Source organism: Flavobacterium sp., from assembly GCF_027531705.1.
Classification (GTDB): Bacteria; Bacteroidota; Bacteroidia; order Flavobacteriales; family Flavobacteriaceae; genus Flavobacterium.
On the sequence record NZ_JAPZSP010000020.1, the window covers coordinates 80,088 to 103,069 of the forward strand.

The 22,982-nt window shown below is 32.8% G+C and carries 18 protein-coding genes; 14 read left to right on the forward strand and 4 right to left on the reverse strand.

Annotated features, from left to right (window positions below):
- The first annotated feature begins 2 nt into the window (after positions 1-2).
- The 10 genes from O9267_RS08230 to O9267_RS08275 all read left to right on the forward strand — a co-directional run bounded on the left by O9267_RS08230 (position 3) and on the right by O9267_RS08275 (position 8,932).
- Positions 3-1,592 (forward strand): AMP-binding protein, encoded by a 1,590-nt coding sequence (locus O9267_RS08230; protein WP_298178037.1) that lies wholly within the window; start codon positions 3-5, stop codon positions 1,590-1,592.
- 66 nt (positions 1,593-1,658) lie between these two features.
- Positions 1,659-3,239, forward strand: a complete 1,581-nt coding sequence (locus O9267_RS08235) for an FMN-binding glutamate synthase family protein (protein ID WP_298178039.1) — start codon at positions 1,659-1,661, stop codon at positions 3,237-3,239.
- Between the two features lie 152 nt (positions 3,240-3,391).
- Entirely contained in the window at positions 3,392-3,817 is a 426-nt protein-coding gene (locus O9267_RS08240) for a thioesterase family protein (RefSeq protein ID WP_298178040.1), read from the forward strand.
- Positions 3,818-3,895: 78 nt separating this feature from the next.
- Positions 3,896-4,876, forward strand: coding sequence for a carbon-nitrogen hydrolase family protein (locus O9267_RS08245; protein WP_298178041.1), 981 nt, complete (start codon positions 3,896-3,898; stop codon positions 4,874-4,876).
- A 53-nt stretch (positions 4,877-4,929) separates the two neighbouring features.
- Positions 4,930-6,039, forward strand: a complete 1,110-nt coding sequence (locus tag O9267_RS08250; RefSeq protein ID WP_298178042.1) for a cupin domain-containing protein — start codon at positions 4,930-4,932, stop codon at positions 6,037-6,039.
- 39 nt (positions 6,040-6,078) lie between these two features.
- Positions 6,079-6,987, forward strand: a complete 909-nt coding sequence (locus O9267_RS08255) for a fumarylacetoacetate hydrolase family protein (protein ID WP_298178044.1) — start codon at positions 6,079-6,081, stop codon at positions 6,985-6,987.
- 157 nt (positions 6,988-7,144) lie between these two features.
- Complete coding sequence (locus tag O9267_RS08260; protein ID WP_298178047.1) at positions 7,145-7,498, forward strand: hypothetical protein; 354 nt, start codon at positions 7,145-7,147, stop codon at positions 7,496-7,498.
- A gap of 66 nt (positions 7,499-7,564) precedes the next feature.
- Positions 7,565-8,314 (forward strand): Asp/Glu racemase, encoded by a 750-nt coding sequence (locus tag O9267_RS08265; protein WP_298178049.1) that lies wholly within the window; start codon positions 7,565-7,567, stop codon positions 8,312-8,314.
- Positions 8,301-8,549: a 4a-hydroxytetrahydrobiopterin dehydratase gene (locus O9267_RS08270; RefSeq protein WP_298178051.1), complete on the forward strand. Its 249-nt coding sequence runs from the start codon at positions 8,301-8,303 to the stop codon at positions 8,547-8,549. Before O9267_RS08265 ends, O9267_RS08270 begins: the two co-directional genes overlap by 14 nt.
- A gap of 137 nt (positions 8,550-8,686) precedes the next feature.
- Positions 8,687-8,932 (forward strand): 4a-hydroxytetrahydrobiopterin dehydratase, encoded by a 246-nt coding sequence (locus O9267_RS08275; protein ID WP_298178053.1) that lies wholly within the window; start codon positions 8,687-8,689, stop codon positions 8,930-8,932.
- A 99-nt stretch (positions 8,933-9,031) separates the two neighbouring features.
- On the opposite strand, the gene O9267_RS08280 is transcribed toward O9267_RS08275, so the two are convergent.
- Positions 9,032-10,372: a DUF3089 domain-containing protein gene (locus O9267_RS08280; RefSeq protein ID WP_298178055.1), complete on the reverse strand. Its 1,341-nt coding sequence runs from the start codon at positions 10,370-10,372 to the stop codon at positions 9,032-9,034.
- Between the two features lie 265 nt (positions 10,373-10,637).
- On the opposite strand from O9267_RS08280, the gene O9267_RS08285 reads away from it, so the two are divergent.
- Positions 10,638-15,218, forward strand: a complete 4,581-nt coding sequence (locus tag O9267_RS08285; protein WP_298178057.1) for a reprolysin-like metallopeptidase — start codon at positions 10,638-10,640, stop codon at positions 15,216-15,218.
- A 416-nt stretch (positions 15,219-15,634) separates the two neighbouring features.
- On the opposite strand, the gene O9267_RS08290 is transcribed toward O9267_RS08285, so the two are convergent.
- The 3 genes from O9267_RS08290 to O9267_RS08300 all read right to left on the reverse strand — a co-directional run bounded on the left by O9267_RS08290 (position 15,635) and on the right by O9267_RS08300 (position 20,765).
- Complete coding sequence (locus O9267_RS08290) at positions 15,635-16,648, reverse strand: hypothetical protein (RefSeq protein WP_298178059.1); 1,014 nt, start codon at positions 16,646-16,648, stop codon at positions 15,635-15,637.
- Positions 16,649-16,748: 100 nt separating this feature from the next.
- Positions 16,749-18,773, reverse strand: a complete 2,025-nt coding sequence (locus O9267_RS08295) for a M13 family metallopeptidase (RefSeq protein ID WP_298178061.1) — start codon at positions 18,771-18,773, stop codon at positions 16,749-16,751.
- Positions 18,774-18,788: 15 nt separating this feature from the next.
- Complete coding sequence (locus tag O9267_RS08300; RefSeq protein WP_298178063.1) at positions 18,789-20,765, reverse strand: dehydrogenase E1 component subunit alpha/beta; 1,977 nt, start codon at positions 20,763-20,765, stop codon at positions 18,789-18,791.
- 179 nt (positions 20,766-20,944) lie between these two features.
- On the opposite strand from O9267_RS08300, the gene O9267_RS08305 reads away from it, so the two are divergent.
- From O9267_RS08305 to O9267_RS08315, 3 genes are all read left to right on the forward strand, one after another.
- Entirely contained in the window at positions 20,945-21,898 is a 954-nt protein-coding gene (locus O9267_RS08305) for a 2-oxoglutarate and iron-dependent oxygenase domain-containing protein (protein WP_298178064.1), read from the forward strand.
- A gap of 175 nt (positions 21,899-22,073) precedes the next feature.
- On the forward strand, positions 22,074-22,472 hold the full coding sequence (locus tag O9267_RS08310) for a GxxExxY protein (protein ID WP_298178066.1): 399 nt from the start codon (positions 22,074-22,076) through the stop codon (positions 22,470-22,472).
- Positions 22,473-22,519: 47 nt separating this feature from the next.
- On the forward strand, positions 22,520-22,852 hold the full coding sequence (locus O9267_RS08315) for a translation initiation factor (protein ID WP_298178069.1): 333 nt from the start codon (positions 22,520-22,522) through the stop codon (positions 22,850-22,852).
- Positions 22,853-22,982 lie beyond the last annotated feature (130 nt).

Below are 22,982 nucleotides of genomic sequence, written 5' to 3' on the forward strand. Positions count from 1 at the left end.
AAATGAAACACTACGAAGATAATTTTGCACACATAAACCTACCAAGTTTAGACTTGCAACCAAATTATGTTTTTACTGATTTACCTCAATTTCAACATCCTGAAATGCTGAATTGTGTTGAAAAATTATTAGATAATCATATTAAAGAAGGTCGAGGTAATAACATATGCATTAGAACTTTTGAAGAAACTTGGACATATCACGATTTGTATGAAAAAGCCAATCAAATTTCAAATGTTTTAGTTGATGATTTGGGCTTAAAATCAGGTAATCGTGTATTAATTCGTTCAGCTAATAATCCTATGATGGTGGCTTGTTGGTATGCTATTTTAAAAGCTGGCGGAATTGTTGTTGCCACTATGCCTCTACTTAGATCAAAAGAATTAACAACCATTATCGATTGTGCCGAAATTTCTCATGCCTTTTGTGATAAAGAATTAGAAGAAGAAATCCATTTGGTGAAATCTGATTTTTTAAAGAAAACCTGTTTCTACGGTAATTCCCAATTAGAAGAATTAATGGCTTCTAAACCAAAAACATTCGATAATTATCATTCAAAATCAGATTCGGTGGCTTTAATCGGATTCACTTCTGGAACTACAGGTTTGCCCAAAATGACATCGCATTATCATAAAGATATTTTGAATATTTGCGAATGCTTTCCGCAATATTCGTTACAACCCACTCAAAATGATATCTTTACAGGAAGTCCACCACTAGGATTTACCTTTGGTTTAGGTGGATTGGTTTTGTTTCCGATGTATTTTGGAGCTTCAACATTTCTAATCGAAAAGCCAAGTCCAGACTTATTATTAAAAGCCATTCAAGATTATAAAATTACAATCTGTTTTACAGCACCAACAGCTTGGAGAATTATTACTACTAAAGTTAAAGAATTTGATATTTCTAGCTTACGCAAATGTGTTTCTGCTGGCGAAACCCTACCATTAAAGGTTTGGCAAGATTGGTATGATACAACTGAATTAAAAATCATTGACGGTATTGGAGCAACAGAAATGCTTCATATTTTTATTTCATCCAATGAAGAAAATATGAAACCTGGTGCAACTGGATTAGCCATCACAGGATATGAGACCAAAATTATTGATTCAAAAGGAAATGAATTACCAAGAAATGAAGCCGGAAGATTAGTCGTTAGAGGAATTACAGGTTGTAAATATTTGAACAGAAAAGACAAACAAAAAGAATACGTTGAAAACGGTTGGAACATCACTGGCGATATTTTCCGTCAAGATGAAGACGGCTATTTCTGGTTTGTTGCTCGTGGCGATGACATGATTATTTCTTCAGGGTACAACATTGCCGCAATTGAAGTAGAATCTGTACTTTTAACGCACGAAGATATTCTAGAATGTGCAGTAGTCGGAATGCCAGATGAAGAACGCGGAATGTTAGTTTGTGCACATATTGTACTAAATGATCAATCTAAAGCAACAGATGCAATGAAAAACCGTATTCAACATTGGTTCAAAGAAGTAGCTGCTCCATATAAATATCCAAGAGTAATTAATTTTATAGAAAATTTACCAAAAACAGAAACAGGAAAAATCCAACGTTTTAAGTTGAAATAATAGTTCGTGTAATAATAACAAAAATAGAATTCGTGCAAATTCGTGCAATTCGTGTCTGAAATAAAAATGAGAAAAGCATTCCTAATAATAAGTATCACCATTCTTTCCTTAACTGGAATTCTAATTTACGTCAATTGGAAATTTAGTTTTCTGCTATTAATATTTATTCCATTGATTTTAATGGGATTATATGATATGTACCAATCCAAAAAAACCATTCGTAAAAATTTTCCTTTACTAGGAAGAATGCGTTATTTATTAGAAGGACTTGGTCCAGAAATTCGTCAATATTTTGTAGAAACCGATTTAGAAGGAAAACCATTCAATCGTTTGCAAAGAAGTATTGTCTATCAACGAAGCAAAAAAGAATCTGATTCTATGCCTTTCGGAACACAATTAGATGTTTATAAAGACGGTTACGAATGGATTAATCATAGTATTCGAGCCATTCCTTTTTCAAAAGTAAATGAAAATCCAAAAGTTCATATTGGTTCGTCGCAATGTACCAAACCTTATGATGCAAGTATGTTCAATATCAGCGCGATGAGTTTTGGTTCGTTAAGCAAAAATGCCATTTTAGCACTGAACAATGGAGCAAAACAAGGCGGATTTTATCATAATACTGGCGAAGGTGGACTTTCTCCTTATCATCTTCAAGGTGGTGATGTCGTGTGGAATATCGGAACTGGTTATTTCAGTTGCCGCACCGATGAAGGAAAATTCAATTTCGACGAATATGTAAAAAGAGCTACTTTAGATAATGTCAAAATGATTGAAATTAAGTTTTCACAAGGTGCCAAACCTGGTCATGGCGGCATTTTGCCAAAAGAGAAAGTAACCGATGAAATTGCAGCAATTCGTTTAGTTTCAAAAGGTCAAGATATTTTATCACCACCAACCCACTCGGCTTTTACAACACCTTTAGAATTAATGGATTTTGTAAAATTATTGCGAAAAGGTTCCGAAGGAAAACCAATTGGAATCAAAATTTGTATCGGAAATAAATCGGAGTTTTTATCTATCTGTAAAGCAATGGTCGAAACCAAAACGTATTTAGATTTTATCACTGTCGATGGTGGCGAAGGCGGAACTGGTGCAGCTCCACAAGAATATTCCGATCACGTTGGAATGCCTTTGCGCGACGCAATTGCCTTTGTTTATGATGCTTTAAATGGTTTCGGAATCAAAGATCAAATCAAAATAATTGCTTCTGGAAAAGTTATTACAGGTTTTGATATTGTTCGCACACTATCATTAGGTGCCGATTTATGTAATTCTGCTCGCGGAATGATGTTTGCTTTGGGTTGTATTCAAGCGCTCGAATGCCACAACAACACTTGTCCAACAGGAGTTGCGACGCAAAATCCCGATTTAATGAAAGGATTAGTTCCTGAAGAAAAAAGCATTCGTGTAGCGCGTTTCCAACACGAAACAGTAAAATCAGCAATGGATTTAATGGCGTCAGCAGGTTTATCACATCCTGATGAAGTAACTCGTGACATAATCACCACAAGAATCGACCGAAACAAAGTAGAAACTTTCGCCGAAATATTTCCCGAATTAGAAACAGGTTGTTTATTATTTGAAAGTACAGTTCCAAAAGAATTTTTGTATTTTTGGAGAAAAGCAAGTAGTGAGAAATTTTAGAAGCAAATCCCGCTATACGTTGCAATCTTTTCTTTTTTAAAGAAAAAAAGAAAAGGATTTCCACTACTATCGGGGCTAACCAATCGGTAAAGTGAAGTAATAAAATGAAAATCAGTGAAAATCAGTTAAATCTGTGGCAAAAAAATAAAACTATGAACCAACCTTTCATTAAACAAGAAAAAATCCGTTTCAAACACATTGATTACGCTGGAATAGTGTTCTATCCTCGTTTTCTTGAAATGCTCAACGATTTGGTAGAAGATTGGTTTGAAGAAGCATTAGAAAGACCATTCTCCAAAATGCATGAAACCAACGGAATTCCAACTGTAGATTTGAAAGTACAATTCAAAAACGCTGCACGAATTGGAGAAACTCTAACCAAAAAACTTTGGGTAAAAGAACTTAAAACTTCCTCTATAATTTGCGGATTTCAATTTGTTAATCAAAATGAACAAACCGTTTTAGAAGGCGAAGTAACTTTGGTAAATGTAAAAATTCAAGAAGATAGACAAAGCATCAAAGCAGAACCTTTTAATGAAGAAATGAAAGAAAGGATTATGAATTACAAACAAGACTAAACTCATACAATAAATAAATCCGCGGTTATCAGCGTTTGCAAAGCAATCAGTTTCATCCGTGTTCCAAAAAATATAACAATGGACTTTAAAAAATTCAAAGCCGCCACCGTTCAAACATCACCAGTTTTTTTAAACGTAGAAAAAACTATTGATAAAGCTATTTCTTTCATTAAAGAAGCAAGTCAAAACGGTGCTCAATTAATAGCTTTTCCAGAGGTTTTTATTGCTGGTTATCCTTATTGGAATTGGATTATGACACCCGTTCAAGGAAGCAAATGGTATGAACAGTTATATAAAAATTCAGTTGCCGTTTCTGATGAATCAATGAAACCATTATTCCAAGCTGCAAAAGATAACAACATACATATTGTAATAGGAATCAACGAACGTGGTGATAGTTATGGCGAAATTTACAACACCAATTTAATCATCGACAACAACGGAACTTTAATCGGAAAACACCGAAAGTTAGTTCCAACTTGGGCAGAAAAACTAACTTGGACTAGTGGCGATGGTTCTTCTTTAAAAGTTTATAATACAGAAATTGGTCCTATTGGAACACTTGCCTGTGGCGAAAATACTAATACTTTAGCACGTTTCACGCTACTTTCCCAAGGCGAATTAATTCACATTGCTAATTATATTTCACTTCCAGTGGCGCCACCAGACTATAATATGGCGGAAGCTATTAAAATTAGAGCAGCAGCTCATTCATTTGAAGGAAAACTGTTTACCATCGTTTCGTGTTCTACAATTTCTCAAGAAATAAAAGATGCTTTGCGAGAAGATGTTCCAAATGTTGATGAACTTTTAACTAGAAAAAATTCTGCTTTTTCAGGTTTTATTGGTCCGAATGGCGCTGTAATTGGTGAGCCACTAATTGACGATGAAGGAATGGTTTACGCCGATATTGATTTGGAAAAATGCATTCAACCTAAACAAATGCACGACATTCTAGGACATTACAATAGATTTGATATTTTTGATTTAAGAGTAAATATTGCTCCTACTCGAAAGATTACGTTTATTGATAATCATGAAGAGTTTAATAAAAGATAGTAAAAATGATGACTTCGAGAGCCTCAGTCAACTTTTTTTTTTAAATAATAATTATGGAAGATAAATTTTCAGACGACGTTATTGGTCGCGCAAGAGTACAAGATTCTCCTGAATTAATAGCCTATTACAAGGAATTAGAAACACTTGGTGCTGGCGCATTGTGGACTGTTGCCAATGATATCGAACCATGGGAACCAAGAAGTTCATCGGTTCCAATGCTTTGGAAATATGATGATTTACGCGAATTAGTTTTAAAATCATCTGAATTAGTTACGCCAGAACAAGCAGGAAGACGCGTTGTTTATCTAGTTAATGATAAACGAAAAGACGTTTCCGCAGCAGTTGGTTGGTTATACACCGGAATTCAAGTTACACGTCCAGGTGAAAGCACATCGGCACATCGTCATCGTGCTTCTGCTCTACGCTTTATTATGGAAGGCGAAAAAGGATATACCGTTGTTGATGGCAATAAAATAATGTTGGAAGTTAACGATTTTGTGATTACTCCAAATTCAACATGGCACGAACATGGCGTTGAAGAAGGCGGAAAAACGTGTATTTGGCAAGATGGTTTGGATATTCCGTTGGTAAATGCACTCGAAGCTAACGATTATGCTGTTTACGATGGCAAACAAGAATTAGTAAAACCATTAAATTATTCGCCAATAACTTACGGATGTGCAGGATTAATTCCAGCTGATAAAACTTGGGATAAACCTTATTCTCCTTTATTCAAATATTCTTGGAAAAATGTCTATCCAGCATTGTTGGAAGCTCAAAAAGTCAATGAAATCAATCCTTTTGATGGAATTTTTATGCAATATTCCAATCCATTAACAAGCGGACATGTAATGCAAACTATGGGTGCGGCAATGCAATTATTACCTGCAGGTTTCAAAGGAAAAGCGCATAAACACACTGGTTCATTTGTATATCAATGTGCTAAAGGAAAAGGATATTCCATAATTAATGGAAAACGTTTTGATTGGAAAGAACGAGATATTTTCTGTGTTCCAAGTTGGGCTTGGCATGAACACCACAATTTATCAGAAACTGAAGATGCTTGCTTATTCAATTTCAACGATTTACCAGTAATTGAAAGTTTGGGATTATATCAATCAAGAGAATTGGAAGAAAATAATGGTCATCAATCTATACAGTAAAGACAAGGCAATGCCTTGTCTCAACAAAAACATATAAATATGAAGCTACTTACCTACAAAACAGAAAATACAGAACCAAGATTAGGTTTTTTACACAACAATCAAATAATTGACATGGAGGATTTTGGAGATATTTCCAATTTCCCTTTGCCAAATGATATGTTGGAACTTATTGATATGGGATTTGAGATTATTGCAGAAATCACCGAATTAGTTGCTGAAACACCAGAAAATTTCTTTGAAGAAATCGCATATGAATTAGATGAAGTTACTTTCTTAGCACCAATAGAAAAACCTAGAAAAAACATTATCGGAATTGGTTTAAATTATACAGAGCACGTTGCCGAAAGCGCTAGAACACTAGACACAACAGGCAAATTACCTCAAAAACCAATCATATTTTCAAAACCACCAACAACAGTAACGGCAACAAATACTGAAATTATAAAAAACACTAAACTAACCGAACAATTGGATTGGGAAGTTGAATTGGCAGTTGTTATTGGTAAAAAAGGAAAGTACGTTCCTAAAGCCGATGCAATGGACTATGTTTTTGGTTATACAGTAATCAACGATATTTCTGCTCGTGATTGCCGTCGTGAAGGACAATGGATTGTATCAAAAGGTCAAGACACTTTTGCACCTATGGGACCAATTTTGGTAACTAAAGATGAAATCGAAAATCCACATAACTTGAATTTATCCTTAAAAGTGAATGATGTTGAAAAACAAAATTCAAATACCAAATTCTTATTATTCAATATCAATGATTTGATTGAAGATTTAAGTATCGTTTTCACTTTAGAACCAGGTGATATTATCGCAACAGGAACTCCATCTGGAGTTGGCGCAGGAAGAAATCCACAAGAATGGTTGTACGATGGCGATGTTTTAGAAGCAACTGTCGAAGGTATTGGAACGATTGTGAATACAGTTAGAGAGATTTAATTTAATGAAAGTTTCATATAAAATAAATAAGAATTCATTTTATGAACCAATAAAAAATTCAAAATGGATTTATTTAACTTTTTTATGTTACACAATTTTAACTATTTATCTTTTTCAAGACACAGGAATTTTAATATTTGCATTAATATTTCTTTCAATGCCATTTATTTTACAAATCATTCTTCATCTTGATTATTATTATCATGATAAAGACACAATATTAGAAATTGATTATTCAGAAAAGAAAATAATTCAAACAAAAAAGAACTTCAAAACTGAAATTTATTTTGATGAAATTTATAAAATAATACATTTCAAAGGTAGTAATTATCCCGAAAAATTTGGAAAATATGCAATACCTTCAAATTTTTATAATTTTACCGTTATTGTATCAAAAAATAAAAAGAAAATAAAATATACTGATTTTATATTAAAAGATTTTGGATTATTTCCAATTGAAAAAAGAGTTGTTACTACTCCATTTCTTAATTTAACTCATAATATATTCTAAAAAATAGATTTAAGAAATTCTAATAATTTTAAAAATTTCTTAAATCTGTGTTCAAAAATAAAACAAATGAAAAAATACAGAATAGGCCAAATAGTTCCATCATCAAACGTAACGATGGAAACCGAAATACCAGCAATCTTTCGTTCACGCGAAACCATTTTGCCAGAGCGTTTTACGTTTCACAGCAGTAGAATGAGAATGAAAAAAGTAACCAAAGAAGAACTCGAAGCTATGGATGCCATGAGTTTGAAATGTGCTCAAGAACTTTCTGACGCTCATGTTGACGTTATGGGTTATGCTTGTTTAGTAGCAATTATGAGCATGGGAAGAGGTTATCATTGCGTTTCGGAAGTGAATTTACATCAGGAAACTGTGGCAAACGACTTTCCTACTCCAATTGTAACTTCTGCCGGTGCATTAATTAATGGATTGAAGGTTTTAGGTGCGAAACAAATTTCGATAATTACACCTTATATGAGACCATTGACTGACATGGTTGTAGATTATATAGAACATCAGGGCATCAAAGTAAAAGAAAGTATTGCTTTGGAAATTCCTGATAATTTGGAAGTTGCGGCTCAAAATCCGATGAATTTATTGGAAATTTATAAGCAATTGGATCTGACGGATATTGATGTTTTAGTCGCTTCAGCTTGTGTACAAATGCCATCGTTAGAAGCTATTGATTTAATTCAGGCAGAATGTGGCATTCCTGTAACTTCAGCAGCAGTTTGTACAACATATGAAATGATGAAAAAAATAGGAATCGAAGCAAAATCTGCCATTGGTGGTGAATTACTAAATGGAAAATATTAATTGGGAAACCGTAAACGGAAAATTAGTAACTAATTTAAAGTTTAAATCGCAAACTGAGTTGGTTGAATTCCTTTTGAAAGTTGCTCATCTTGCTGATGAAATGAACCATCATCCCGATTGTAAAATTCATAAAGCATTTCAATTAGAGATTTCGTTATTTACGCACGATGAAGAGGATATTACAGATTTAGATTATCAATTAGCTGAGAAAATTGATAGCATAATCACTAAATAAAAATCATATGAAAAATTTAATCGCATTCATCGCTGCTTTTTTTGCCGCTAAGAAAACAAAATTTGGTTGTTTTGGTACTGTTATCGTTTTTATAGTAGTTTATTGGCTGGTAAAGAAAATACTTTAATCAACTTAAAATGGAATGGAAAATTGTTGATGAAAAACTGGTAAATCAATTTGAGTTTGCAACACAAACTAAATTGGTAGAATTTCTATTGAATATTGCTCAATACGCAGATAAAATTAATCATCATCCTGATTATAACGTTTTTCAATTTTCAAAAGTGAAGTTTATTATATTTTCACATGATAAAAATCAAATAACAGATTTAGATAATCAACTTGCAGAATTTATTTCTTCTTGTTATCATTCTAATAAATGAATTCAATTTTAACATCAGTTGTAATTTTTCCACTACTTTTTTTACTATATTTTTTATTTACAAGCCATATTATAACAAATAATAATAATTTTCTATTTACTAATTACTAATTACTAATTTTCCAATACCTGAATTAGTTCTAATTAAATAAAATCCTTCTTTTAAAAGTTCAATAGAAATTCCACCTTTTTCATTCAAATATCCAGAAAAAACAACTTTTCCCATTATGTCAATGACAGATATTTGTTCATTGATTTTAAAATTTTTTATATAAACACAATCACTAGCTGGATTTGGATAAATTTCTATTGAAAAATTAGAATCTACAATTGCTGTACTCAATTCAGTATTGCAATTATTCAACTTCATATCTATTTGTTCTAATAAAGCCCAAGTATAAATATTATAATCTTTTTGATGATAACCAAGTGTTGAAAAGGTTGGATTAGATTCTTCATCCAATAAGTAATTTGGTCGCAAATCGCTTATTTCAGGGGTATGCTGTACTAAAAAACCAACTTGATTTAAACTTGCTCGGTAATGTCTTATTTGATATAAATTATCAAAGGCAACATAACCTGCATTTCCGCCATATGTTGCGTTATTTCTCAAAATAATAAAGTTTTCTAGCGAACTTGATTCATCAGTGTAATATAAAGAATCTTGCATTGTCCAATTCTCTGACAAATCTATTTGACTATTTGCCCAACCATTTGAAACTACAATTGGATTCAGACACGGATGCGAATTTATTGGAGCTGGAGGAATTTGACCTTCTTTATAACATCGCCAAGACATAACACAACCGCATTCATTCTGTTGGGTACAAAAAGGGATATTTTGCCACCAACCACCGGTATTCAAATCTGGATTTGCGTAATTACTTACTATTCCAGCAATTACTGCCACAACAAGTTTTTGTTGCAAATCTGGATTGGAATCAAAGACATCTTTTAATAAAAAACCTGCCAAATAGGCACCTTGAGAATGACTCGCAATAATAATTTTATTCCCATTATTATGATTTTCTAAATAATTTAGAAATGCTGCTTTTATATCGCTATAAGCAATACCTAAAGTAGCAGCTTGTGTTGCATCTGAATTATTATTTATAAAGGTTGGTGGTGTTGCTTGTCTATAACGTGGTGCAAACATTCTCCCGTATTTAGACAACAAACCTGCTTGACCACGAATACTTGCTGCAACCATAAAAGTATTTTGATTGGCAATTGGAATTGTTTCAATTTCAGTAAAACTTCCCATATTTTCTAATACAGTTGGATGTACAAAAAAAACATCAACACCTGTGTTAATCATTGAATTATTAGTGTTTTGAATAACTGTCGTTGTGTTGAGATTTTTATCAATAACAGCAATATCTATATTAAAACCATCTAGTAAAGTTCCTGTTTTATTAGGATGAAAAGCCCAATTTGACATCAAATTATAATTTGTTTGAGCAAAGGATAAAAAATTTATAAAAAAGAAGCAAATAGCAACTAAATAACTGATTTTGTAATTTTTAGTCATAATATTCAAAATAAATAATGAGTTACTTTTTTGGACTAAAAAAGTATAAAAAGGTTTAATGTTATAACTAAATTTTAATTTAATAGTAATGCATAAACTAGATAAAATCAATTATTTAGCAATAACTCAAAAAAAATTATATATTTGAAAATTAATTAATTTCATTCCTCAAATTATGAAAAGAAAATTACTCCTACTAGTTTTTATTTTCTCAGCAACTTTCAGTATTGGTCAAGAACTTTGGAATAAAACCAATGAAAATCTTATTAGCGCTCTTGGCAAAATGGACCGAAGTTCAATTCCAAGTAAATATGATTTATATACTTTAAATTTTGTTAAGTTTAAAAGTCAACTACAAAATGTACCTTTAGATATTTCAGGACAATATTCAAATAAAATTGTTGCTTTTCCTAATACTAATGGTGAAATGGAACAATATAGAATCTACAATGCTCCTGTTATGGAAGATGGATTAGCTTTAAAACATCCTGAAATTCAATCATTTTCTGGGATAAATATTAATAAACCTTCAGAATCAATTCGTTTTAGTACAACATTATTTGGACTGCATGCAATGGTTTTTTCTAATGAAGGAACTTATTACATCGATACTTATACAAAAGACTTAAACAATTACATTCTTTATGAAAAGAAAGATGTAGTAAATACTAGAAATTTTACTTGTGAGGTCGGTAATGACGAGTCAGTGAAAAGAGTCATGGACACAAATGCTTCTCCGATTTCTGCTAGAGCGAGTGATGGTAATTTCAGAACATATCGACTTGCTATGGCATGTACAATTGAATACGCTGCCTTTCACGTTAATGCTGCAGGTTTGAATGCAGGAACATTAGCACAAAAAAAAGCAGCTGTTTTAGCAGCTATGGTTGTTACTATGGTTCGAGTAAATGGTGTTTTTGAAAAAGATATGTCGTTGCGTATGAGTCTGGTTGCCAATAATGATTTAGTTATTTTTATTGATGCAGATACTTTTGATAATGCCAATTCTGGAACATTAATCAATCAAAGTCAAACAGTAATTGATACCAATATCGGTTCAGCAAATTATGATATTGGACATACAGTAAGTACTGGCGGTGGCGGATTGGCACAACTTTTTTCACCATGCTCAGGAAGTAAGGCAAGAGGAATAACAGGTCAAGGCTCTCCTGTTGGTGATCCATTTGATATTGATTATGTAGCACACGAAATGGGACACCAATGGGGTGCAAATCATACTCAAAACAATGGTTGTAATAGAAATAGTGGAACAGCTGTTGAACCAGGAAGTGCCAGCACAATAATGGGTTATGCAGGAATTTGTGCTCCAAATGTTCAGAGTAATTCTGATGATCATTTTCATGGAGTAAGTATTTCTGAAATGATGAACTTTATTGCTGGTTCAGGAGGTAGTTGTGCAGTTACAATTCCAAATGGAAATAGTGCCCCAATTGTAAATGCAGGTATTGATTATACCATTCCGAAAGGAACTGCCTTTGTATTAAAAGGTAATGCAACCGATGCTAATAACGATGCACTTACTTATTGCTGGGAACAAACAAATACAGAAGTTTCAACACAACCACCGACACAAACAGCTACCGTTGGTCCAAATTTTAGATCCAATATTCCAAGTATTTCGCCTAATCGTTATATGCCAACATTATCGAGCGTAATTGCCGGCAACCTAGCTCCTACTTGGGAAGTTGTTCCAACTGTGGCAAGAACAATGAACTTTTCTTTAACTGTAAGAGATAACAGAACCCCAAATGGTGGACAAACTGGTAGAGATAATATGGTAGTAACAGTTGCGAATGTAGGACCATTTTTGGTCTTAAGCCCAAACACAGCGGTTTCTTATGTTGCAGGCTCAAATCAAACAATAACTTGGGATGTTGCAGGAACTACTGCTAACGGAGTTAATTGTTCAAATGTTGATATTTATCTTTCTACAAATGGAGGAACAAGTTTTCCAACACTTTTAGCAAGCAATGTTCCTAATGATGGCTCCGAAACAGTAACAATTCCAAATGCCATTGGTACAACAAACAGAATAATGATAAGCGGGAACAAACATCTTTTTTACGATGTTTCAAATGCTAATTTCAGTATTACTGCTCCAACGTCTGATTTTGCTTTAGCTTTTTCAGGAATAGAAAACGGCCAAAATAAAGAAGTTTGCCAAGGTACAGATGCTTCTTATGATTTGAACTATTCAACTCTTGCAGGCTTTTCTGGAACAACAACCTTTAGCATATCTGGTAATCCTGCCGGAACAATAGCTACATTTTTGCCATCATCTACAAATGCAACAAGTACAGTTGGCTTAACAATAAGCAATACTGCTTCATCTCTAACAGGTCTTTATGAAATGACTGTTACCGGAACTTCAGGTGCTACTACAAAAATTGTAAAATTGTATTTAAACATATTAAATTCAACTTTTGCTACAATGGCATTAACATCTCCAGCAAATTTAGCTTATGCTCAAGCTACAAATGTAATTCTCAATTGGGGAGCAGATGCCTCTGCAAGTTCTTATATTGTCCAAGTTGCAACTGATGAAGATTTTACAACTATTATAAACAATCAAACTGTTGCAACTAATTCATTTAACCTTTCTGGGTTAAATCAATTAACCAATTATTTTTGGAGAGTGCAACCAAGAAATTCTGGCTGTTTCGGTAGCTTTAGTGCTCCATTTAGATTTACTACTGGTCAACAAACTTGTTTGAATACAAGCTCAACTAATGTTCCATTAGCAATTTCTGCTTCAGGCACACCCACTGTTAACTCTACACTTACAATCCCTGCAGGAAGCAATGTTACTATTTCTGATATTAATGTTACAGCACAAATAACTCATAGTTGGGCCGAAGACATTACTTTAACGTTAATAAGCCCTTCTGGAACTCAAGTACAATTAGTTGCAGGTCAATGTTCAAATAATGATAATTTAAATACAACTTTTGACGATTCAGGAACAGTATTAGCTTGTGGAACAAATCCAGCAATAGTAGGCACTATTTTACCTTCTCAGCCACTATCTGCTTTAAACGGGCAATCATCTCAAGGTGTTTGGACGTTAAGAGTTTTTGATACTGCTGCAGGTGACGGTGGTTCATTAACTGCTTGGAGTTTAAACATATGTTCAGTTCCAAATACGCCAATAACCTGTGGGCAAATTACAACAACTTGGAATGGAACATCATGGACAAATGGAAGACCTGTAAACAATGTTGCTGCAACAATCAATGGTGATCTAACTTTAAGTGGTGATTTAGATGTTTGCTCGCTTGATATTATTGGAACATCTCAAGTTGTCTTACAATCAAATTCTAATTTAACGGTAGATGGAATAATTAATGTTGCTCCAGCGGCAAATTTAACAATTGAAAACAATGCGAATTTAATTCAAAATCAAAACGTTGTTAATGTTGCAAATGCAATCGTAAAAAGAAATTCAAATCCGTTGATGCGTTTAGACTATACAATTTGGTCATCACCTGTTACAGGAACGCAAACCCTAAAAAGCTTTTCTCCTAATACATTGACAAATCGTTTTTACAATTATAATACGTCGACTAATTTTTACGAATTAGTAGCCAATCCGTTAACACAAACATTTAATTTAGGTAAAGGTTATCTAATCAGAATGCCTGATAATCATCCAACAACACCAACTATTTGGAACGGTGAATTTGCAGGAAATTTGAATAATGGAACTATTGATATAAACTTATCTTATGTTAGTGCTAGTCAAAATTACAATATGATTGGTAATCCGTATCCATCAACTATAAGTGCTGAAAATTTAATTTCTAATAATACTTCAACAATTTCTGGTGCAATCTATTTTTGGAGAAAAATTAATAATGCTTCGGGTACAGCTTATGCTTCTTATACGCAAGGTGGCGCTACCACAACTTCACCGACAAGCCCAATTCCAAATGGAATAATTCAAGTCGGACAAGGATTTTTTGTAAGAGCTAAAAATGTTGCAACTCCAAAAGTAACATTTACAAATGCTTTGAGAACAACCAATAATGATAATCAATTTTTCAGAACAAATTCTGATACTGAAAAAAATAGAATCTGGTTGAATTTGACCAATGATTCTGGATTGTTTGTACAAATGCTTGCTGGTTATATGACTGGTGCCACCTATGGTTTTGATGATTCATATGATGCGATTTCTATGAATGATGCTCCGATCGGTTTGACTAGTTTAGTTGCAAATGAAGAATATTCAATTCAGTTAAAAGCGTTGCCTTTTGATGTAAATGATGTAGTTCCATTAAATTTCAAAACTGACGCTGCTGGAAATTATTCAATCGCAATTGATCATGTTGATGGTTTGTTTGAAACGACTAATCAAGAAGTTTACTTAAGAGATAATATGCTACAAGTTGTTCACAATCTTTCAAATGCTCCTTATACCTTTAGTTCTGAAATTGGAAATTTTGCTAGTCGTTTTGAAATAGCTTATCAAAACACTTTAGCAACTACCACTCCAACTTTAGAAAACAATTTGGTTACTATTGCAACTGCCAACAGTCAAATAGAAATTAAATCGTTGACTGAGAAATTGAGTAAAGTATTTATATACGATTTACTTGGCAGAAGTTTATATTTCTATGAAAAAGTGGATAAAAACGAATTGCAAATCTCAACCATAACAGCGCACCATCAAGCTCTTTTAGTCAAAATAGAATTGCAAAATGGGCAAACAGTTATAAAGAAAATTGTTTTTTAAGAATAAAAATGGAGTTCGTTTGAGCTCCATTTTTTTTGAATGTTTAGTGACTATATGAATCACTGACAACATCAATTATTACCAATTTAACAACACCAACTCACTTTCAATCCAAAGACCAAATAAAGTTATTGCTTTGAGTGACATTAATACTTTCATAAAAACACCTAACTATGAAAAATAGTATTACTTTCTAAACCATTGATTGATAAATTATTTTCTAATCCGATTATATTTTTTCAAATACCATATATTGCTATAAATCTAAACAATAAAAAAACTATAAATGATTTTATCCAAATTGAAATCAAGGTTACGTCTTCTTTTTGAAGAAAAATTCATTAATTTTTTTGCTTGATTTAGTAGAAAAGCCCCACTTTCTTCAAATCCATGTGAGCCGTAGATTTCATTTCCTATCATTTCCTTACTATCGTAATTATCTGATTTGCAACAATGAATATTATTCCTGTTACAATGAATATTCCCCACCAACCCACATTAAATGGATTATGGTGCATAAAATATCTCAAAACCAAATTACTTATTAGTAAATATAACAAACTATTTTGTCCAATTCTTTTAAAAAACACACCAAAATTAATTTTGCCAATTTGCGAACATAATAAATACAGGCAGTATGTGTATAAAAAGGATAAAGTTAACCAAAATATAGAAGGAGGAAATCTACTTGGCATACCCCAAATCGTTATGTATAAAATACTTGAAGAAGATAATGCTGCGGTACCGATTAAAATGTATTTATTAAAAACAATGTTATTTTTTGAGATATATACACCTAGAAGAAAATAAGGAAAATATAATAGAATTGGGAAAGAGGCAAATTTGCTACTACCTATAAAAATTCCTAATTGTGGTGGAATTATAGAATATGGAATAAATGATGAAGATACAATCAAAATAACAGAATAAATAAGTAAAATTCTATAATTTGATGTTATTTTTAGAATGTAGTCCCCAATAAATATTGTTAAAAAAGAAATAAATGAAAATGCAAGTAAAAATTCTGAATAACCAATGATATTATTTAATACTAAAATGTTATATATATTCCCAAACCCAATTACTTCATTATCTATAATAAAAATGCCAAATGCACTTATGTAATATGCAATTAAAGTATTTATTCCATTCCTAAATAACTTCTGTTTTGAATTTTTAAAATTTTTAAAATACGCAACATAAAACACATATCCAAAGCAAAAAAGAAATGACGAAAATGTTGTGATATTAACAAATAAAGATAAAAATCCGAGAGAGCGACTTATCAATTTTGGAGCAGAGCTATCCCAAAAAAATGATAATAATTGAATTGTATGAGCAAAAATCATATTGATAGTCAATATAGCTTTCATATAATCCAAAGCCATGTTTCTTTTAGCATCATTTATTTTTTGAATTTCTTCAAGCATACTAGTAATTTTTTAATTTATTTTTTGTTAGCAAATCCGCCCTTACAATCAATAATTACTTACAACTAGTGCATGTATCTATACAAATTAAAAAACATCCCTACCAAATCACCACCTTCAACTTCTCATCTTGATACATTGAGCTTCCTTTTTTGATATTAAAAGCCTTATAAAATTCTGGGATATTGGCTAATGGACCGTTAATTCTAAACTGTGCTGGCGAGTGTACATCGGTCATTACTTGTTGTGCTAGTGCTTCTTTGTTGGTATTAACCATCCAAGCATATCCGTATGCCAAAAAGTATCTTTGGTCTGGGTTTAGTCCGCTAATTTTTTCGTTGGTTTTGTATTGTTTGGTTTTCTTAAAAGCTTCGTAACCCATTACAACACCACCCAAATCGGCAATATTTTCGCCTTGTGTAGCATCGCCATTTACGTTTTTGACACCAACTTTGAACTTGCTGTATTGGTCAACAATCAACTTGGTTTTGGCTTTGAACTTGGCTAAATCTTCTGGTGTCCACCAATTATTCAAGTTTCCTTTTTCGTCAAACTGGCTTCCTTGGTCGTCAAATCCGTGTGTGATTTCGTGTCCAAAAGTTGAACCGCCAATAATTCCATATAAAACCGCATCATCGGGCATTCTTCCTTCAAATCCTGGTACTAAAATGTTACAAGCTGGCACGCAAATTTCGTTGTTACTTGGGTTGTAATAAGCATTATACGTTTGTGGATACATGCCCCATTCGTTTCTATCAACCGGTTTTCCAAATTTAGAAACATTATAATCATAACCCCATTTATTAACAGCCATTACATTGGCACAATACGATTTTCTGTCAATAGAAACACTGCTCATGTCTTTCCATTTGTCTGGATAACCTACTTTCATTACTACTTTGCTCAATTTGGTCAACGCTTTTTCTTTGGTAACAGCACTCATCCAATCTAACTTTTTGATTCTTTCGGCGTACACATCACGAATATTGTTTCCTATTTCTAGCAGTTTTTCTTTAGAACCTTTTGGCAAATAATCAGTTACGTAAACTTGCCCAATTAATTCACCTAAAGAATTATCGGTTTGCCCTACTACTCTTTTCCATCTTGGTTTTTGCTCTTTTACTCCACTCAAAACCGTTGAGAAAAACTTGAAATTTTGGTTTTCAAAATCTTTACTCAAATAAGAAGCATAGGTGTTAATCAAATCCCATTTGAGATACGTTTTCCAATCTTCGATAGTATATTTGGTAATGCAAGTATTCAATTGCGTAAAAAACTCAGGTTGCCCAACAATTACAGTATCTGCGTTTTTAATTTTCAAATCGATAAAAAGTTTATTCCAATTTATATTTTTAGTAGCCGTATTTAATTGCGAAATACTCATTTTGTTGTAATTCTTAACAGGATCACGCATTTCTTCTAACTTTCTAGAAGCTTTGGCTAAATCAGTCTCCAATTTCATTATAGTAGTAGCATTTGCAGCAGCATTAGTATTTCCAGCTAATTCCATCATTTTTTGCAAATGTTTTACATATTCTGCACGAATAGCAACCGTTTCAGCATCGGTATTGAAATAATAATCGCGTTGTCCCAACCCTAAACCACCTTGGTACAAAGCAAGTGCATTTTTAGCACTATTTTTTTCATCTTGACCAACATAAAAATTAAAAGCAGGCGAACAACCAATAGTGTGCAAATAACCAATAGATTGTAACAAACTTGGTACATCTTTGATAGCTTCAATTTTGGCTAATTCCATTTTTAGTGGTGTAATTCCAGCTTTGTCAATGGCAATTGTATCCATTCCAGATGCATAGAAATCGCCTATTTTTTGTTTGTTGCTTCCTTTTTCGGCATCGGTTTCTTTAGCCGATGTTTCACAAATAGATTTGATTTGATTATTAATAGTATCTTGAATCATTCTGAAAATCCCATTGCTTCGCTCACTTGCCGGAATTGGATTTCGCTTGAACCAACCACCATTAGCATAGTTGAAAAAATCTTGAGAAGGATCAACAAGTGTATCTCTATTAGTCACCAACGGATCGACAAAAGCAGTTTCTTTTTTAGAACAACTCGTTATTGTTATAGCAGCAAGCAAAAGTATTTTAAAATGGGTTTTCATATTTTTTTGATAAAATTAATAAGCCATCAATTCGTTTAAGGCTGTTTCAAATCTTGATTTTGGTAAATATTGATCTTCCAACGCTTTGGTAAACGGAATTGGAGTTTCTAAACTGGCAACACGTTTCACTGGGCCGTCAAGATATTCGAAACAATCTTCCATAATCATAGCTGAAATATCACTTGCAATTCCGCCAAACATAGAATCTTCTTGTAGAATAATTACTTTGTTGGTTTTCTTAACCGAAGCATAAATGGTTTCTTTATCAAGTGGTTGCAAGGTTCTCAAGTCAACTAAATCAGCCGAAATTTGAGGGTTTTTATCCAACGTTTCTATTGCCCAATGCACAGCTGCACCAAAAGCAATTATAGTAATTTGATTTCCAGTTCGTAAAACAGAAGCTTTTCCTAAAGGTAAAGTGTAATAGTCTTTTGGAACTTCTTGATGAATGCTTCTATATAATTGTTTGTGTTCAAAAAACAACACAGGATTTGGATCGTTAATAGCAGTATTTAACAAACCTTTTGCATCATATGGAAAAGCAGGATAAACTACTTTTAAACCTGGTGTTTTGGTAAACCAAGCTTCGTTAGTTTGCGAGTGAAATGGTCCAGCTTGTGTTCCGCCACCACAAGGCATTCTGACTACAACATCTGCTTTTTCAAGCCAACGATAATGCGATTTTGCCAATAAATTCACAATAGGATTAAATCCAGTCGAAACGAAATCAGCGAATTGCATTTCAACAATAGCTTTGTGTCCGTTAATAGACAATCCCATTCCAGCAGAAACTACAGCTGATTCGCAAATAGGTGTATTTAAAACTCTTTCTTTACCAAATTCAGCCACAAAACCATCTGTAATTTTGAAAGCACCACCGTATTCGGCGATATCTTGTCCCATAATCACAAGGTTGGAATGTTTCTGCATAGATTGTTTCAAACTATGTGAAATGGCATCTATAAAACGAATATCTTCAACTTCGCCAGAAGGTTTAACTTCTTCAAAATCATACGGTTTATAAACATCGTTCAATTCTTCTTCGTAGGTTGCTTTTATTTCAGCTTCTGTATTTGACATTAATAAATGATCATCAATTTCTTTTTTGATTTCATTTTTCATGGCTTCATCTTGCGCTTCCGATAAGATATTTTGCTTAATCAAATAACGTTTGTAGTTATCAACAGGATCTTTTTCTGCCCAAGCATCCATCAATTCCTGAGGAACATATTTGGTACCACTCGCCTCTTCATGACCACGCATTCTAAACGTTTTAAACTCTAACAAAACTGGTCTTGGATTAGTACGCATCGATTCTACAATTTCAGAAATTTCGTTGTAAACATCTAAAATATTGTTTCCATCAATAATATGTGCTTCCATACCGTAACCAACACCTTTGTCGGCCAAATTTTCGCATCGATATTGTTCACGTGTTGGTGTTGAAAGTCCGTATCCGTTGTTTTCTATTACAAACAAAACGGGTAAATCCCAAACTGCTGCAATATTCAAAGCCTCGTGAAAATCACCTTCGGAAGTAGCGCCTTCACCAGTGAAAACTGCAGTTACTTTTCCATTTTTCTTTAATTTATTGGCTAATGCAATTCCGTCGGCAACACCTAATTGTGGACCTAAATGCGAAATCATTCCAATAATTTTATATTCTTGTGTACCAAAATGGAAACTTCTGTCACGACCTTTGGTAAATCCACTTGCTTTTCCTTGCCATTGGGAAAACAATCGGTATAAAGGAATATCTCTACTAGTAAAAACACCCAAATTTCGGTGCATTGGCAAAATATATTCGTCTTTTCCTAACACAGAAGTAATTCCAACCGAAATGGCTTCTTGACCAATACCCGAAAACCATTTAGAAACTTTTCCTTGACGGATAAGAATCAGCATTTTTTCCTCGATAAGTCTTGGTTTTAGTAATCTTTTGTATAAATCTAATAATTGTGTATCGGTAAGATTTTTTCTTTCAAAATTCATTTTATGATGCTATATGTATATTTAACGCTCAAAAATAGAAAAAAAATATGGTATTGCTTGAAAAATAGCTCTTTTTTTAAAATGTTGATAACTTTCATTGCTGAAATTGAAAAAATCGTTACATTTGTAGTTATGATTGGTTTTTGGCCAGTTAAAGTTATTAACAAAAAAGTTTTAGTATGCAACAAATTCCTAGTGTTGACTTACGTGATTTCCTGTCGGATGATCCGGCACGTAAACAAAAATTTGTAAATGAAATCGGAAGAGCTTATGAAGATATTGGCTTCGTAGCATTAAAAGGTCATTTTTTAGATGACAAATTAGTAGAAGATTTGTATTCAGAAGTGCGCAACTTCTTTAGTCTTCCATTAGAAACAAAAGCCAAGTATGAGATTCCAGGAATTGGAGGACAACGTGGTTATATTTCTTTTGGAAAAGAACATGCAAAAGGTCGTTCTGCTGGAGATTTGAAAGAGTTTTGGCACTTTGGTCAGTATGTAAGTGAAGGTTCAAAATACGCTAACGAATATCCTGAAAATGTTACTGTTAACGAATTAGCAAACTTTAATTCAACTGGAAAAGAAGCTTACAAAATGCTTGAGAAGACAGGTGTTTATGTGCTAAGAGCTTTGGCAATACATATTGGGCTAGATGAATTCTATTTTGACAATTACATCAAAGACGGAAACAGTATTTTACGTCCAATTCATTATCCACCAATCACTGACGAACCTAAAGATGGTGCTGTTCGTGCTGCTGCTCATGGTGACATCAACTTGATTACACTTTTAATGGGCGCGCAAGGAAAAGGATTGCAAGTTCAAAATCACGATGGTGAATGGATTGATGCTATGGCACAACCAGACGAATTGATGATAAACGTTGGAGATATGTTGTCAAGACATACCAACAACAAATTGAAATCAACAATTCACCAAGTGGTAAATCCGCCAAGAGAATTATGGAATACTTCAAGATATTCTATTCCTTTCTTCATGCATCCTGTAAGCGATATGAAGTTAGATTGCTTACCAGAATGCATCGACGAAAACAACCCAAAATTATATGAAGATATCACTGCTGGTGATTATTTATATGAAAGACTGGTTGATTTAGGATTGATTAAGAAATAAAAAGGAAGAAATTCCAATTTTAAAATTCCAAATTCCAATTAGTTTTGGAGTTTGGTTTTTTGTTTAAAGATTGAAAAAAATATACGCCACAATAGAACGCGGATGAAACGGATTTACTTCGTAAAACGCAGATTAAAACAGATTTTTGAAAATTAATTATTAAAATATATGCCAAATGGAATTATTACACAAAGATTTAACCGATGTAATTTTGAAAACTTTTTATGAAGTTTATAACGAACTTGGATACGGTTTCCTTGAAAAAGTTTATCAAAATTCTCTACTAATTGAATTAAGAAATAAAGGATTAAATGTTATTCCTCAAAAGAAAATTAAAGTCTTCTATAAAGGATACGAAGTTGGAGATTATTTTGCAGATTTAATTGTTGAGGACAAAGTTGTTTTAGAATTGAAAGCAGTTGAATATATTGTTGAAGAATTTGAAAATCAGCTATTAAATTATTTAAAAGGGACAGATTGTGAAGTTGGATTACTATTAAATTTTGGTAAGAAACCTGAATTCAGAAGAAGAATTTACGAGAATAAAAGAAAGAATAGAAAAAATCAGTTTTAATTCGTGTTTCGCATAAGCGAATCCGTTTTATCCGCGTGCTAAAAAATATGGATTTACAAGAACAACTAAAAAAACTTTTTCCAGACCACGAAGTTTCTAACGAACCAGAAATAGTCGAAGAAAAAGAACATGAATTATTCGTTCAAAAAGAACCAATGATTTGTAAATTTGAAAAACGAAAAGGAAAGCCCACAACCATTATTTCAGGTTATGAAGGTGAAGATGAGGATTTCAAACTATTAGCAAAAGAATTAAAAAACAAACTCGCTGTTGGAGGAACATTCAAAGACGGCGAAATCATTATTCAAGGCGATTATCGTGATAGAATAATGAAATTATTACAAGACAAAGGATTTAAAACAAAACGAGTTGGAGGCTGATTCTTGTTGTATAATGTAGAGATGTATATTGTATATTGCTTTATTCTGCTGAAATAAGATGTTTAACCTTAAAAGGTATTATACAATTCCTAAAATCATTATACAACAATACAATATACAAAAACAAAGA